Consider the following 15,966-nt stretch of genomic DNA (forward strand, 5'->3'; position numbering starts at 1 on the left):
AAGTCCCACCGTGGTACGCATCGTTGAGAGGCGTGGTGGGATTTGTTGCTGCAAACAATACTCTTTTTTATTGGAAACTCCAAATATTTTCTTCAAAATCTGCTTGTCAAATATGGATTTTAACGTAAAAAGTTCTAATTTCCAAGTTTTTCTCCTTGTAAGCTATGCGAGATTTAGAAAAATATCGTATCTTTGTCCCCGAATTGAGGCGTTCTTTGCATATTGCAAAATACAGAAACGAGCAGAAGTCCGCTCGTTTCCATATTGTTACCTATATAATATAGGCAAACGCCCAACTTCTTGATTTTCAATCAAAGTCCAATTTAGAGCGAGTTAGATTTTTTAACAAAGAGGGCAAGGAGTTAACAGGTTAACAGTTAACAGCTGTTTTTTGCATCTTCCCCCTCCTGCTTACCTTATAATATTTAAATATATATATACTTATTATTATATGTGAGTGGGGAGTAGTATGCATTTTCGGGCTGTTAACTGTTAACCTGTTAACCCCCATCTAAGAAACCACCCTCTTGATTTCTCCTTCTTGAGCTAGCCTGGAGCCTTATATGAAGGCAGGCAAGAGTCATCAATGATGACCAGCAGGAGGCTTAAATGATGACCGGCAGGAGGCTTAAATGAAGACTCTTGATGGCGCTAAATTGTGCCCCACGAAACCATGAATTAGTTTATTTTATAAAACAGCAAGGGCTGCCAGTACATCCTGGCAGCCCTAATACGTTAGTATGTTATGAAAAATTTGAGAGAATTGAAACTTCACAGTTTCATAATTGTTTTACTAAACATGATTTTTATATAGAGAAAGCATAGAAATAACTACTTCAATATCGTAGGAGTTGCATTGGTGGTGCTCACCTGGTCGATGCCCGTGCGCTGCATGGAATCAACGGCAGCAGAATCGCCCATGGCTACGGAAACACCCTTTCCGCTCTTTGTATATCCTACGTTTTCAATCTGATTATCGACATCGTTCTGGAAAGGAACCTGAGCAGCATTGCCCAAGGTCAGGACGATAGCTACTACGGCAGCAGCCTTGAAGAGCGGCTTCAGGCGCTCTGTCAATGAAACCACCTTTGCCTTGTTTGGCTCCTTGGTGTATTCATCCTCAATCATCGCCATCATCTTCTGGTCGAAGTCATCACCCAATGTCTCATGCTTAGCCTCACCCATTTCGTAAGAGAAGAGTGCTTTATATGGCTTCAGCTCGGCAGGCAACTCGTCCTGGCTGAAGAATGCGCGGAGAATCTCCTCCTCTTCGAGAGAAGTCTCTGCCTTCCAATAGCGGTCCAAAAGTTGGTTGATGTACTTATAATCCATAACTGTCGAATTGTTGAAATCTTTGTTTAACTGTTTGTCGAGCCCTGAAGATATTCACCTTGACCTGGTCTTCGGTGATGCTGAGGATGTCTGCTATTTCCTTATAGGATTTTCCTTCGATGTCTCGAAGTTGCAGACAGCTGCGCTGCTTCTCGGGCAGTTCATTAATGATGTTCCTTACGATGTCCAGCTTGTCTTTCTGAATCATGCGTTCGGAAGGAGTGGATGATGTCTCGTCGAGCCTTTCCGTGGTCTGCTCTTCCAGCGAATCGTTCTGATTATCCATCTTCTTGATGCGGTCGATCGAGAGGTTGCGGGCGATGGTGAGGCTGTAGGCCTCGATGGAGTCGAGCTCCTGCCATCTTTCGCGGGCATTCCAGACTTTAATCATCGTATCCTGCACAACGTCTTCCGCTTCCTCCCGGTTGAGAGTAATGCGAAGGGCCAGCCTGAAGAGTTTATTCTTCAGTGGCAAAACATCGTTTTGGAAACTGATTTTTTTCATCCCTCTATAATTAATGACGACTTACCTGTAAGAAAGTTACAGGACAGTACTAAAAAAGTTATTATTTAACAATCTCTAACAAATTTAGCGTGGAAAGCTTTTGCCCTTACAGGGCGATAGCAGCCCACATTCCTAACCCCAGGGGGCTACCCTGGGCTAAGAGCTTTTGGGCCTTCAGCCCGTACTTGAACCACATGTGAAAGAGTAAAAAAGAAGAGTGATGAATTCTTCACTCTTCGTTCTTCACTTTTCACTTAATAACAGTTCCGTGCTTCCCGTCGATGGCGGTAGCGAGGGTGATAATCACCTCTTTCACACCAGCATCGATGGCTGCAAGGGCATTCTCCAGTTTCGGAATCATGCCGCCTGCCACGGTACCGTCTGCTTTGTATCTCTCAAAATCGGCATGGGTAATCACTGGAATCACGCTGTCGTCATCCTCAGGATTACTGAGCACGCCTTTCTTTTCAAAACTGTATATCAATGTCACGTCGTAGTAAGGAGCCAGAGCCTTGGCTGTCTCGCTTGCGATGGTGTCGGCATTGGTATTGAGGATATTGCCCTTTCCGTCGTGGGTCAATGGAGCCATCACGGGGGTAATGCCTTCGTTAATCAGGGTCTGGAGCATCTTGCCGTTGGCACGCTCTACATCGCCTACGAATCCGAAGTCAATGCCGTCCTTCAATGGGCGCTTGTGACTATGGATTACGTCCATATCGGCACCTGTCAGGCCGAGGGCGTTCACGCCGTTAGCCTGAAGCTTGGCAACCAGATTCTTGTTGACCAAACCGCCATAAACCATGGTTACCACCTCCAGCATATCTGCATCGGTGATGCGACGGCCGTTTACCATCTTGCTCTCAATGCCGAGGGCTGCGGCTACCTTGGTGGCACGGCGTCCACCGCCATGCACCAGTACTTTCTTGCCGGGAATGGCTGCAAAATCCTTCAAGAGCCGTGCCAGCTGCTCGCTGTCTTCAACGATGGCACCGCCAACCTTTACTACTGTTACTTTTTCCATATTGTTACTTTGAACATTGAACTTTGAGCTTTGAACATTGAACTTTATGATTAGTAAAGCAATTGAATTCTTCACTCTTCATTCTTCACTTACTGAAGATATGTGTATCCGAAGAGACCATTACGATAGGTGCCCAGGAATTCCTTACCCTCATCAAGAGAAATCTTGCCTTCCTTCACACTCTTGGTTACCCACTGCTCCAACTGGCGGACGAGCTTCTTAGGATTGTACTGTACGTAATCCAAAACCTCCTCCACGGTCTCGCCATCGAATATCTGGTCGATGCAGTACTTGCCGTTCTTTACAGAGATGTGGGCTGCATTGGTGTCGCCGAAGAGATTGTGCATATCGCCCAGAATCTCCTGGTAGGCACCTACGAGGAACACACCGAGATAGTATGGCTCGTTCTTCTTCAGTGGGTGAAGAGGGAGAACGTTGCCGATATGACCATCGGTTACGAAGTTGGCTATCTTGCCGTCGCTGTCGCAGGTGATGTCCTGCAAGGTAGCGTTGCGGGTAGGACGCTCGTCCAGGCGCTGGATAGGCATGATAGGGAAGAGCTGGTCGATGGCCCAACTGTCTGGCAGGCTCTGGAACAGTGAGAAGTTGCAGAAATACTTGTCGGCAAGAATCTTGTCCAATCCTCTGAGCTCCTCAGGCACGTGCTTCATGTGCTTGGCAAGGCTGTTGATCTCGTGGCACACGCTCCAGTACATCGCCTCAATCTCGGCACGGGTCTTCAAGTCTACGATGCCGTGAGAGAAGAGCTGCAAAGCCTCGTCGCGAATCTGCTCAGCATCGTGCCAGTCCTCCAGCATGTTGCGTGGATTCAGGTTGTCCCATATTTCATAAAGGTCCTTCACCAGCTGATGGTCAGTTTCCTTTGCCTCAAACTCCTCTGGCATTTCCGGCAGTGAAGCAGTCTCCAAGACATCAATCACCAATACGGAGTGGTGGGCAGAGAGCGAACGGCCACTCTCGGTGATGAGGTTAGGATGCTCGATATTGTTCTTGTTGGCTGCATCAACGAATGTATAGACACAGTCGTTTACATACTCCTGGATAGAATAGTTCACGGAGCTCTCGCTGCTGGAAGAGCGGGTGCCGTCGTAATCTACGCCAAGACCACCGCCACAATCTACGAAATCTACATTGTATCCCATCTTGTGCAGGTTGATGTAGAACTGAGCCGCCTCACGGAGAGCCGTCTGGATGCGGCGGATCTTGGTAATCTGGCTTCCGATGTGGAAGTGGATGAGGCGCAGGCAGTCGTGGAATCCCATCTCCTCAATCTTGTTGAGGGCGGTGAGCAGTTCGGCGCTTGTCAAACCGAACTTCGATGCATCGCCACCGCTCTCAGCCCATTTTCCAGAGCCGGAAGAAGCGAGCTTGATGCGGATACCGATGTTTGGCTTCACGTTGAGCTTGCTTGCCACCTTGGCGATGATGTCGAGCTCATTGAGCTTTTCTACCACGATGAAGATGCGCTTACCCATCTTCTGTGCCAGCAAGGCAAGCTCGATGTAGCTCTCATCCTTGTAGCCGTTGCAGATGATGAGCGAATCGCTCTGAGCCTGTACGGCGATAACGGCGTGGAGTTCAGGCTTGGAACCTGCTTCCAGACCGAGGTTGAATTTCTTGCCGTGAGAAATAATCTCCTCAACGACTGGTTGCATCTGGTTCACCTTAATAGGATAGATGACAAAGTTTTCTCCCTTGTATCCATACTCTTCCTTTGCCTTTTGAAAACAGCTGGCTGTCTTCTCGATGCGGTTGTCGAGGATGTCTGGGAAACGGAGCAGTACGGGAGCGTTGATGTCGCGTAATGCCAACTCGTCCATGATGTCGCGCAAATCAATCTGCGTGTTATCCTTGCATGGAGTTACATAGACATCACCCTTGTCGTTGATGCCAAAGTAAGAAGTGCCCCAGCCACCGATGTTGTAGAGCTCCTTCGAGTCTTCAATAGTCCATTTCTTCATTTCTGTTCTTGTCTTGCTAGAAATCTGTTTGTTTATTTATGATATTACCTTATTATTATAGCCACGATTATACGTTCAGCATTTTCCGTATCTGCTGAACCATCCCGTTGATTTTGTCGAAGTCGTCCATCACATTGATGTCTATAATGTGTTTTGCCTTGTTGTAGAATGGTTCACGTAGCTTCAGTTGCTCACGGATGAAGATTTCAACCTCTTCGGGTGTTTTATTGAGCAGGAGAGGTCTCACTCCCTTGCCCATCTTCAAGTGGGTATGGAGTGTCTCTGGTGATGCTTTCAGATAGATGGTTTCACCTAATTGATTCATGTAGTCCATGTTGTCAAAGAAACATGGTGTTCCTCCACCGCAGCTCACTACTACGTTTTCAAACTCAGCTACCTCGTGGAGCATGTTGCGTTCAATTTTGCGGAACCCTTCTTCGCCTATTTCATCGAAAATCTGCTTCACGGTTTTTCTCATTCTACTCTCGATATACCAGTCGAGATCATAGAACATTACGCCAAGTTCTTTAGCGAGAGCTTTCCCGACTGTAGTCTTGCCGGCACCCATATATCCAATAATGATGATTGACTTCATTTCTTCAGTTTATTTCTTGCCATCGCTCTTTTTGGGGGCGATGGCAGATTCTCTTATTTCTTACGACCTCTGGTTTTTGGCTCAGGAGCTTCCTTGATGATGGTCATGCATTCGTCATAGCTGAGAGCTTCAACGTTTTCCTGCTTTGCCTTAGGAATGCGATAGTTCTTTCCATCATAGGCAATGTATGGACCGTAACGGCCATTCAGGAGTTCCAGCTTGTCGTCTTCCTCGAAGGTCTTGATATGACGCTTTTCCTCGTTGGAGCGCTTTTCCTGGATGAGTTCGATAGCTCTTTCCAAAGTAATGGTCAGTGGATCATCTTCCTTAGGAATGGCTACATACTTGCGGTTGTGGAGCACGTATGGACCGAAACGGCCGGCACCGATGGTAACGGTAGTGCCTTCAAACTCACCAACTTCTCTTGGTAACTTAAAGAGCTCCAGCGCTTCGTCCAGCGTAATGGTCTCGATACTCTTGTCGGAAGGCAATTGGGCAAACAGAGGCTTGTCTTTATCGTCTGCACTTCCAATTTGTGCCACAGGACCGAAACGGCCTATCTTTACGTATACAGGACGTCCTGTCTTAGGATCCTTGCCCAGTTCGCGTTCGCCGGCTTTGTGCTCGCTGCGTGCATTCATGACTTCTTTCACTTCTGGCTCAAAGCTCTTGTCGAAGTCTTTCATCCATTTGTTCCATTCAGTCTTTCCTGCAGCAATATCATCAAACTTCTGCTCTACGTTTGCTGTAAAGTTATAGTCCATGATGCTAGGGAAGTTGGCAATCAGGAAGTCATTTACCACGATGCCGATATCTGTAGGGAGGAGCTTGCCCTTCTCCGAACCAGCCATTTCCTTCTTGGTTTTCTGGGTAACCTTGATACCCTTCAGGGAATCTACAGTAAATGAACGTTCCACGCCCTGCTTGTCTCCCTTCACCACGTATTCACGCTGCTGGATGGTACTGATGGTTGGAGCATAGGTTGATGGACGGCCGATGCCTAAGTCTTCCAGTTTCTTGACGAGGCTGGCCTCTGTATATCTTGCAGGAGCCAGAGAGAATTTCTCTGTAGCAATAATCTCACGGCGCTGCAAAGCATCGCCTTCTTTCATGGCAGGCAGGAGATGAGTTGCATCTTCTGCATTTTCATCCTCATCAGTTGATTCACGATAAACCTTGAGGAAACCATCGAAAGAAACAACTTCGCCATTGGCAATGAACTTCTCTTTTGCATTGTCGATATTGATGGTAATGGTTGTCTTTTCAATCAACGCATCTGCCATTTGTGATGCGAGTGTACGCTTCCAGATCAGTTCATACAGACGCTTTTCCTGACTGGTTCCATCGATGCTTGTCTCGCTCATGTATGTTGGGCGGATAGCCTCGTGAGCCTCCTGTGCTCCCTTTGAGCTAGTATGATAGGTTCGTGGCTTGCTATATTCGTTGCCGTAAACCTTGATAATCTCATCCTTGCTTGCATTGGTACATAGGGTAGAGAGGTTTACGCTATCGGTACGCATGTAGGTGATTCGTCCACTCTCGTATAGGCGCTGTGCTACCATCATGGTCTGGCTTACGGTGAAGCTGAGCTTGCGGGCAGCTTCCTGCTGCAAGGTTGAGGTGGTAAAAGGTGGCGCCGGTGTACGCTTCAGTGGCTTCTTGCTCACTGTTTCTACAGAGAAGTTGGCGTCCTTACACTTCTCCAGGAAGGTTTCCACTTCTTCATGGGTTTTGAAACGCTGGTCAAGTTCAGCCTTCACCTCTGTAGCTCCACCATTCTCATTGATGAGGGCGAAGATGGCGTTGACGCGGTAGTATGGTTCGCTCTTGAACTTCTGAATCTCACGCTCACGTTCTACAATCAGACGTACGGCAACGCTCTGTACACGGCCGGCAGAGAGTGCAGGCTTCACCTTTCTCCACAATACAGGCGAAAGCTTGAAACCTACCAGGCGGTCGAGTACACGGCGGGCCTGCTGGGCATTCACCAGGTTCATGTCCAGATGTCGTGGGTGCTCAATAGCGTCCAAGATGGCAGGTTTGGTAATTTCATGGAAGACGATACGGCTTGTCTTCTCCTCATCCAATCCGAGAACTTCGCAAAGGTGCCAGCTGATGGCTTCTCCCTCGCGGTCCTCATCGGATGCTAACCAAATCTTCTTGGCTTGCTTCGCTGTAGCTTTTAATTCTGTGACGAGTTTTTTCTTCTCCTCTGGAATCTCATAACAAGGTTCCATGGACTTCTCGTCTATACTGAGTTCCTTCTTCTTCAGGTCACGGATATGACCGTAAGAAGACATTACTTTAAAGTCTTTACCTAAAAACTCTTCGATTTTCTTGGCCTTTGCAGGGCTCTCGACGATTACTAAATTTTCTTGCATACGCTTCTACACAATTTCTTTTGGTCTGCAAAAGTAAATAAACTTTTTGCTTATACCTTATTATATAGCGATTTTTTTAGTTTTTTAAATGTTTCGGGGCTTTTTTCATTCTTTCGTCTTGTGTTTTGCAAGAAATTTGATGACTCCTTGTCTTACGGAACCTAATCCGAACTCTTCGGGATGGATGGCTTTAAGAGGAATCCAATAGGACTCTTCTGCATCGTCCATTGCTTCAACGTGAGAGAGGTCTTTTACCTTGACAATGTAGAACATATCAAGGGTGTGGACCAGAAAGCCGGAGTAAAGGTAGAGGTTGGGGATGCTGAACTGATAGTTTACTTCTATGGTGTCAAGCCCAGTTTCCTCTTTTACTTCTCTTGCCACGCCTTCTTCTCCGGTTTCGTCCATGTCGACAAAACCACCAGGCAGGTCGAGGGTTCCCTTGGCAGGCTCGTTCTTTCTGCGAACTACCAGAAGCTCGTCTTTCTCGTTGAGGATGAAGGCTACTGTGGCGCTGCTAGGGTTGAGATAGTAGGAGAATCCGCAGTCTTTGCATTTCTTGCTCTTGATGTTGTTGATTTCGAAGTTCGGGGATCCGCAAACGGGGCAAAACTTGAATTTATCTAATACGTGACTCATAATGTATATATTAAAGAACGGTCGGTCTTTGGATTAATCAAAGATCGACCGTTATGTTGTTGATTACCAGTTGTCTGTACGGAAAGGGAAGAGCGGAAGTCCACCGGCATTGGCCATGTTGCCAAGCTGGAAATTGCGGAAGCAATAGCGCAAAGCCACAGGCTTCTTTACCTCTGGGCTGGTTACGATGATGCACTCGTTCCATCCGTCGTTGCCACCTTCCTGCCAGAAATGCTTGGCTGTGGCAGGGTGGAATACCTTGTCTTCGCCTGCTACCTCGAAGCCCTTGATGCCTTCAAAACGGTTATAGGCTCCGTAGGTGTTGTCGAAGTGAACCTTCACGGTGTCGCCTACTATCTTCATCTCCTTGAAGGTCATGCTCTCATTGAAGAGTCCCTTCACACCGTAGGTCTTGCTGAGCGCCTGGAGGGCAAGACGCTCGCCCACAGGCTGTTTCTGGCAAGGGTGGATCTGCTCCACCTCGTATGGATAAACCAGATCTTCGGTGCACACGATGCCGCTGTTAGGAATCACCTTGGCTGCGTTAAACTGCTGCTCGCGGAGTCTTGGTCCCCAGTCGCCATTGACATCGCCATTATGATATGGTGCTATCTGAACGAAGTAGAATGGTAACTCTCCTTGTTTGAAATCACGACGCCACTGGGCAACAAGGTCGGCAAGGCGCTGGGTGTATTGTCCTGCTGGGTCGCCAACGTTAGAACAGCCCTGGTAGAAGAGAATGCCCTTTACACTGTAGTTGAGGATTGGATGGAAGGTTCCGTTGCCCCAGAGAAGAGGGTAGAGGAAGTCCCACTTGAACTTAGGATTCTTCGTCATCTTGATGGAATCGAGATCTTCCTTCGTGTTCTTCTTCAGATAGTCACGGTCGAGCCAGCTCTCAACTCGGCTTCCGCCCTTGTTCGCCATCACCAGTCCCACAGGCACATTTAGCGCCTTGTTTGCCACCTGCGCAAAGAAATAGCCGGTGGCAGAAGCATCGCCTACCGTCTCTGGATTGATGGCCTTCCATTCGCAGTTGGCGTCATCAAGAGGCTTGCTGCTCATCACGCTAGGAATCTTTACGTAGTGAACGCCCTTGTACTGATTGGCTTCAAGTACCACCTTGTTGTATCCTTCAACAGGACAGTTGCCGAATCCCTTTACGGGCATCTCCATGTTGCTCTGACCTGCACAAACCCAAACTTCGCCTGCAAGAACATTGTTGATGGTAGTCTTTTCTCCATCATCAAATGTAATGGAGAGCGGGGTGTAGCTGGCCTTGGGTGTCAAGACTTTGACTGCCCATTTGCCGTCTTTCCCTGTTTTTGTAGAATAAACTCTGGAAGACCACGAAGTGTTTACCTTTACCGTTGTGCCTGGCTTATCCCAGCCCCAAAGGTTGGCTTCTGAATCTTGCTGGATAATCATGTTGTCACCTAAGATATGTGGCAACTTTACTTTTGCCTGTGCTCCTGTCGTGATAAGAGCCAAAGCTGCTAATGCTAAAAATTTCTTATTCATTTTTTAGTGTTTAAAGTTTATTGTTGTTTATAAATTGTCTTTATCTTATAGAGCGAAATCTATAGCTTGAAGTTTAAGTTTGGAAGCTGGAAAAACTTTTCAGACTTTCAAACTTAAACTTCTGATTACCTATATATTATAGGAGATTTTTGATGGCTGCGTCTAAGTCCTTGATCTGAGCATCGCGAGCCTGCAAGGTGTTGTTTCTGTCAATGAGGAAGAAGGTTGGGATGCTTTGTACATTATATAAAGTCAAGCTTTTCCCCTGAATACCATTCTCGTCGCGTACACTAATCCATGGAAGGGCTGCTGTAGACGTTTTCCAGAAGTGTTCGTCCGGGTCTACTGATACCTGATAGATTTCCAGTCCGGCAGCATGGTACTTGTTGTAGAGTTCGCGGAGCATCATGATACGCTTGGTACTTTCGCTACTTGCGAAGGCATGGAAATCGAGCAATACTACCTTGCCCTTGAGGTCAGAGAGACGGCGTATCTGTCCCTGATTGTCCTGTAAGGCAAGTTCTATGCAGCCGTTAACCTGTACCTTGCTGGCGTCAATCTTTTGCTGAGCCATCTGGTTTTCTATGATGCGGATATCCTTCATTCCTTCGATGGCGATATTGTGCAGGTTCTTGCCACGCTCTGCGCCTGGGTAATAAGTGTCCCAGCTGGTAGCTACGGCGGCGAACACCTTCACGTCTTCCTTGTTGTTGCGCGGATTGAATATGAGGGAATTCGTATTGCCGAGCTGGATAGTCTGGAAGAGAGCATAGTAAGATGAAGCCTGCATAGGAGCCTTGAAGATATAGTTCCTCTTGATATCTTGCTTGTAATCGTTCAGCATGCGGGCCACGATGACATCTACTGAGTCAACACCGATATTCGGATTCTTAACGATGCCGTTGATGTTGCTCTGCAGCAACATCTGCTTGAGTGACAATTCCTTGATGGTATTGCAGTTCTCTGAACCTTCTACCTCATACTTGTAACTCATCTGCGGATAAGCTGCCTTTACTGTAACAGTCTCAGTAGAGTCGATGCTGAGGTTGATGGTCTGGTTGGCGATGCGGAGTCGGTAGAATTCTGGAGTGATAGAATCCATTGCGTTTTCCTGGAAGTCGAAAGTACCATCTTCGCCCAGTTTTACGGAGTCTATTTTTACAGGGCCGTTAAGACTGATATTCTCTAGATAGAGCATAGAGTCCTTTGCCTCGGTAATATTACCGTTGATATGAAATTTCTTGTTGTTACAAGAAGTTAAAGCCAGGGCAGCGACCATAATCACTGCTGCTGAATAGAGTTTAGTTATCTTCATGAATTTATGATTTTGCAAAATTATCGACTGCAAAGGTAGTAATAAAATTGGTAATAATGCATCTTAGATAGATAAAATATTTAAAAAAGTTGAAAATAGTTGCTCATTTATTCGTTTATTAATTATTAAAGAGGTATCTTTGCACCGTTTTAGATATTTTAGATGTTAGACAAAACAATAAGTTTTTAATTTAGATGAACGTAATTACAAAAAGTGTTCAGTTGCCTGATGGAAGAACCATCACAATTGAGACCGGAAAAGTTGCAAAACAGGCTGATGGTGCTGCGGTTCTCCGCATGGGTAACACAGTGCTTCTCGCAACTGTTTGTGCAGCAAAGGATGCAGTTCCGGGTACAGATTTCATGCCTTTGCAAGTAGATTACCGTGAGCAGTACAGTGCTGCTGGTCGTTTCCCTGGTGGTTTCACTAAGCGCGAAGGCAAGGCTAGCGACGAGGAAATCCTTACCTCTCGCCTCGTGGACCGTGCTTTGCGTCCACTTTTCCCTTCTAACTACCATGCAGAAGTTTACGTACAGGTAATGTTGCTCTCAGCCGATGGCGTTGACCAGCCAGATGCCCTTGCAGGTTTCGCTGCTTCAGCTGCCATGGCTTGTTCAGATATTCCTTTCGAGCACTACATCTCTGAGGTTCGTGTAGCTCGTATCAATGGTGAGTATGTCGTTAACCCTACATTCCAGCAGATGGAAGAGGCTGACATGGATATCATGGTTGGTGCTACCAAGGACAATATCATGATGGTAGAAGGTGAGATGAAGGAAGTTTCTGAGCAGGATCTTATCGGTGCCCTCAAGGCTGCTGCCGAGGCTATCAAGCCTATGTGTGAGCTCCAGTATGAGTTGGCTAAGGAGAAGGGTACTGACGTGAAGCGTGAGTACGACCACGAGATCAACGACGAGGAACTCCGTGAGCAGATTAAGTCTGAGCTTTACAAGCCTGCTTATGATATCAACCACCAGGCTTTGGAGAAGCATGCCCGTCAGGATGCTTTCGACAAGGTGTTGGCTGATTTCCTTGAGAAGTATGACGCAGCTCATTCTGATCTTTCTGAGGAAGACTTGGAGGAGAAGCACGCTGAGGCAACCCGCTACTATGATGACGTAATGCGCGATGCTATGCGTCGTTGCATCCTCGATGAGGGCTTGCGTCTTGATGGCCGTGCTACTACAGATATCCGCCCTATCTGGTGTGAGGTATCTCCACTCCCAATGCCTCACGGTAGCGCTATCTTCCAGCGTGGTGAGACCATGTCTCTCTCTACATGTACTCTTGGTACAAAGATGGATGAGAAGCTTATCGACGGTGTGCTCGAGAAGAGCTACCAGCGCTTCCTCCTTCACTATAACTTCCCTCCATTCTCTACAGGTGAGGCTAAGGCTCAGCGCGGCGTAGGCCGTCGTGAGATTGGTCACGGTCACTTGGCATGGCGTGGTTTGAAGGGTCAGATTCCTGCTGACTTCCCTTACACAGTACGTTTGGTAAGCCAGATTCTCGAGTCTAACGGTTCTTCTTCTATGGCTACTGTTTGTGCCGGTACTCTCGCCCTGATGGATGCAGGTGTTCCTATGAAGAAGCCAGTTTCAGGTATTGCTATGGGTCTTATCAAGAACCCAGGTGAAGACAAGTACGCTATCCTCAGTGATATCCTCGGTGATGAGGACCACTTGGGTGACATGGACTTCAAGACCACTGGTACCCGCGATGGTTTGACCGCAACACAGATGGATATCAAGTGCGACGGTTTGAGCTTCGAGATTCTTGAGGAGGCTTTGATGCAGGCTAAGGCTGGTCGTGAGCATATCCTCAACTGCATGATGGAGACAATCTCTGAGCCACGTGCTGAGATGAAGCCACAGGTTCCACGTATCGTAGCATTCGATATTCCTAAGGAGTTCATCGGTGCTGTTATCGGCCCTGGTGGTAAGATTATCCAGCAGATGCAGGAGGATACTGGTGCTACTATCACTATCGAGGAGACTGATGGTAAGGGTCACGTACAGGTATCTGCTCCTAACAAGGATTCTATCGATGCAGCTTTGGCTAAGATTAAGGCTATCGTAGCTGTTCCTGAGGTTGGTGAGGTTTACGAGGGTACTGTCCGTTCTATCATGCCTTACGGTTGCTTCGTAGAGATTCTCCCTGGTAAGGATGGTTTGCTCCACATCTCTGAGATTGACTGGAAGCGTCTTGAGACAGTTGAAGAGGCTGGTATCAAGGAAGGCGACAAGATTAAGGTGAAGTTGATGGAGATTGATCCTAAGACTGGCAAGTACAAGCTCTCTCACCGTGTGTTGATGGAGAAGCCAGAGGGTTACGTAGAGCGTGAGCGTCGTCCACGTCCTGAGCGCGGTGAGCGTCGTGGCGGCCGTCGTGATGAGCGCCATGGTGAGGGTCGTGGTGAGCGTCCTGCTCGTCAGCCACGTCGTTATGAGCATCATAACGAAGAGCAGGCTCCAAAGGATTTTAATGATTCTTTGGACCATAACAATGATGTAGAATAGTACATTATAAGTGAAATATGTTAGGGTGCATCTTTTCCGAAAGGAGGAGATGCACCTTTTTTATGTCTTGATGGGTGTGGAGTGGTCTGTTATAGTTGAATGGAAAAGTATATTGGGAAATAGATACAAAAAAAAGAGTCATAAGATAAACTTATGACTCTTATTGCGCTTCAAGATGGGCTTGAACCAACGACCCCCTGATTAACAGTCAGGTGCTCTAACCAACTGAGCTATTGAAGCGTTTTTTGCATCAAGAACATAACGTTCCTTATTTGCGTGTGCAAAAGTACTAACTTTTCTTCATTCAACCAAATTTTTCTCTAACTTTTTTTATTTTTTTCTTAAAAAAGTGCATTTTTGAGCAGTTTTCACTACTTTTTGCATCAAAGATGGCGGTTTTCAAGAAGAAATGAGTAATTTTGTGGGCGAATATATAATACAATAAAATAATGATGAAAAAACTATTGATTTCATTGCTTATGGTGCTCCTTGCAGCGCCAACTTATGCACAAATAGATAAGGATCACGATTTTAAAGTGGCGAAGAACATGGATATATTCAATGCCATTTATAAGAATCTTGACTTGATGTACGTGGATACGCTCGATGCGGAAGAAGTGGTGGGCAATGGTGTCAAGGCGATGTTGGGAAGTCTTGATCCTTATACCACATACTATCCGGAATCGAAAGTCAATGAGTTGAAAAATATGCTCACCGGTAAATATGCGGGTGTGGGTGCTGTGATACGCTATAACTTTCAGTTACAGCGTGTCTGTATCAGCGAACCTTATGAGAATATGCCGGCTGCTGAGGCAGGATTGAAGAAGGGGGATATTATCTTGAGTATCGATGATGAGAGTATGACCGACAAGGATGTGAGTTATGTGAGCGACCATCTTCGTGGTGATCCTGGTACGTCTTTCATATTGAAGGTAAAGCGACCAAGTACAGGCAAGATTCTCAAGGTAAAGGTTACTCGCCGTACCATCCAGATGCCGTTCATTCCTTATTACGGTATGTTGGAGGGTGGTATCGGCTATATCAACTTCAATTCCTTTACTGATAATTGCGCCAAGGATGTGCGCCGTGCCTTCATCGATTTGAAAAAGCAGGGGGCCAAGAGTCTTATTTTTGACCTTCGTACCAATGGAGGTGGTTCTGTAAGTGAGGCTGTGAATATTATCAATATGTTCTTGCCGAAGGGAAAGACTGTGTTGGAGATGAAGGGTAAGTTGCAGCGTTCCAATAATGTATATAGGACCAAGGTTGAACCTGTTGACTCTCTGATGCCAATGGTTGTGTTGGCAAGCAACAGTACGGCGAGTGCCAGTGAAATCATGAGTGGTAGCTTACAGGACTATGATCGTGCAGTTATATTAGGTACGCGCACGTATGGAAAGGGATTGGTACAGTCAACCATGGATTTGCCATATAATGGTCAGATGAAGTTGACCACTGCTAAGTATTACATTCCTAGTGGCAGATGTGTGCAGGCGCTCAACTACAAGCATGCTAAGGGCGGTTATGTGGAGCATGTGCCGGATTCTCTTACCAAGGTGTTCTATACGGCTGGAGGCAGAGAAGTGCGTGATGGCGGCGGCGTTAAGCCTGATGTGGAAGTGAAGCCGGATTCGTTGCCTAATATTGCATTTTATCTGGCTGGTGCCCGTGACAGCAACGAGGTGATGCTCAATTATGAGGTAGATTATATTGCCAAGCATCCTACCATTGCACCAGCTAAAGACTTTGCTCTTACCGATGCTGATTATGATGAGTTTAAGGCTCGTGTACTGAAGGCAGATTTTAAGTACGACCGTGAGACGGAAAAGTATCTGAAGGATTTGGAGAAACTGGCTAAGTTTGAGGGCTATTACGATGATGCCAAGCCCGAGTTTGAAGCATTGAAGAAAAAGCTGAGTCACAATGTGGCAAAAGATTTGGATTACAACAAGACATATATCAAGCAGCTTTTGGAAAACGAGATAGTGGCAGCTTACTATTTCCAGGCAGGAGCCATACAGAATTCTTTACGTTACGATAAGCAGGTGAAGGCTGCTATGAAGTTGCTTCAATCACCTGAAGAATACGAAAAAATACTGCATCCAGTGAAAAAATAAGTATAAAAACCTGCACAATCAATTAAAAATGCGCAGGTT

Annotated in this window: 11 protein-coding genes and 1 tRNA gene; 2 read left to right on the top strand and 10 right to left on the bottom strand. The window is 46.6% G+C overall.

Going from position 1 to position 15,966, the window contains the following annotated elements; all coding sequences use genetic code 11:
* Window positions 1-831: 831 nt before the first annotated feature.
* The 9 genes from F7D73_RS03240 to F7D73_RS03280 form a co-directional block, all read right to left on the bottom strand.
* The gene (locus tag F7D73_RS03240) at window positions 832-1,332 is read right to left on the bottom strand and encodes a pyruvate ferredoxin oxidoreductase (protein ID WP_153122262.1); all 501 of its coding nucleotides are present in this window, start codon (window positions 1,330-1,332) and stop codon (window positions 832-834) included.
* Complete coding sequence (locus F7D73_RS03245; protein ID WP_153122263.1) at window positions 1,322-1,837, bottom strand: RNA polymerase sigma factor; 516 nt, start codon at window positions 1,835-1,837, stop codon at window positions 1,322-1,324. Before F7D73_RS03245 ends, F7D73_RS03240 begins: the two co-directional genes overlap by 11 nt.
* A 250-nt stretch (window positions 1,838-2,087) precedes the next feature.
* Window positions 2,088-2,858, bottom strand: a complete 771-nt coding sequence (gene argB, locus F7D73_RS03250; protein WP_153122264.1) for an acetylglutamate kinase — start codon at window positions 2,856-2,858, stop codon at window positions 2,088-2,090.
* A gap of 89 nt (window positions 2,859-2,947) precedes the next feature.
* Window positions 2,948-4,840, bottom strand: a complete 1,893-nt coding sequence (speA, locus tag F7D73_RS03255; protein WP_153122265.1) for a biosynthetic arginine decarboxylase — start codon at window positions 4,838-4,840, stop codon at window positions 2,948-2,950.
* A 67-nt stretch (window positions 4,841-4,907) separates the two neighbouring features.
* Window positions 4,908-5,435 carry a shikimate kinase gene (locus F7D73_RS03260; protein ID WP_153122266.1) on the bottom strand — a complete coding sequence of 176 codons (528 nt, stop codon included), beginning with the start codon at window positions 5,433-5,435 and terminating at the stop codon, window positions 4,908-4,910.
* Window positions 5,436-5,488: 53 nt separating this feature from the next.
* A complete protein-coding gene (gene topA / locus F7D73_RS03265) occupies window positions 5,489-7,816 on the bottom strand; it encodes a type I DNA topoisomerase (RefSeq protein ID WP_153122267.1) in 2,328 nt (775 codons plus the stop codon).
* A 105-nt stretch (window positions 7,817-7,921) separates the two neighbouring features.
* Window positions 7,922-8,455 carry an NUDIX hydrolase gene (locus F7D73_RS03270; protein ID WP_153122268.1) on the bottom strand — a complete coding sequence of 178 codons (534 nt, stop codon included), beginning with the start codon at window positions 8,453-8,455 and terminating at the stop codon, window positions 7,922-7,924.
* Between the two features lie 63 nt (window positions 8,456-8,518).
* Window positions 8,519-9,976 (bottom strand): sialate O-acetylesterase, encoded by a 1,458-nt coding sequence (locus F7D73_RS03275; protein WP_153122269.1) that lies wholly within the window; start codon window positions 9,974-9,976, stop codon window positions 8,519-8,521.
* Window positions 9,977-10,112: 136 nt separating this feature from the next.
* On the bottom strand, window positions 10,113-11,291 hold the full coding sequence (locus tag F7D73_RS03280; RefSeq protein WP_153122270.1) for a TlpA disulfide reductase family protein: 1,179 nt from the start codon (window positions 11,289-11,291) through the stop codon (window positions 10,113-10,115).
* A 194-nt stretch (window positions 11,292-11,485) separates the two neighbouring features.
* On the opposite strand from F7D73_RS03280, the gene pnp reads away from it, so the two are divergent.
* A complete protein-coding gene (gene pnp, locus F7D73_RS03285) occupies window positions 11,486-13,810 on the top strand; it encodes a polyribonucleotide nucleotidyltransferase (protein WP_153122271.1) in 2,325 nt (774 codons plus the stop codon).
* Between the two features lie 166 nt (window positions 13,811-13,976).
* Here the strand turns inward: pnp and F7D73_RS03290 are convergent.
* Window positions 13,977-14,050 (bottom strand) — tRNA-Asn (locus tag F7D73_RS03290).
* Window positions 14,051-14,262: 212 nt separating this feature from the next.
* On the opposite strand from F7D73_RS03290, the gene F7D73_RS03295 reads away from it, so the two are divergent.
* Window positions 14,263-15,927: a S41 family peptidase gene (locus tag F7D73_RS03295; RefSeq protein WP_153122282.1), complete on the top strand. Its 1,665-nt coding sequence runs from the start codon at window positions 14,263-14,265 to the stop codon at window positions 15,925-15,927.
* Window positions 15,928-15,966 lie beyond the last annotated feature (39 nt).

Origin of the sequence: Segatella copri (assembly GCF_009494395.1) — a bacterium.
In the GTDB taxonomy this organism is placed as follows: Bacteria; Bacteroidota; Bacteroidia; order Bacteroidales; family Bacteroidaceae; genus Prevotella.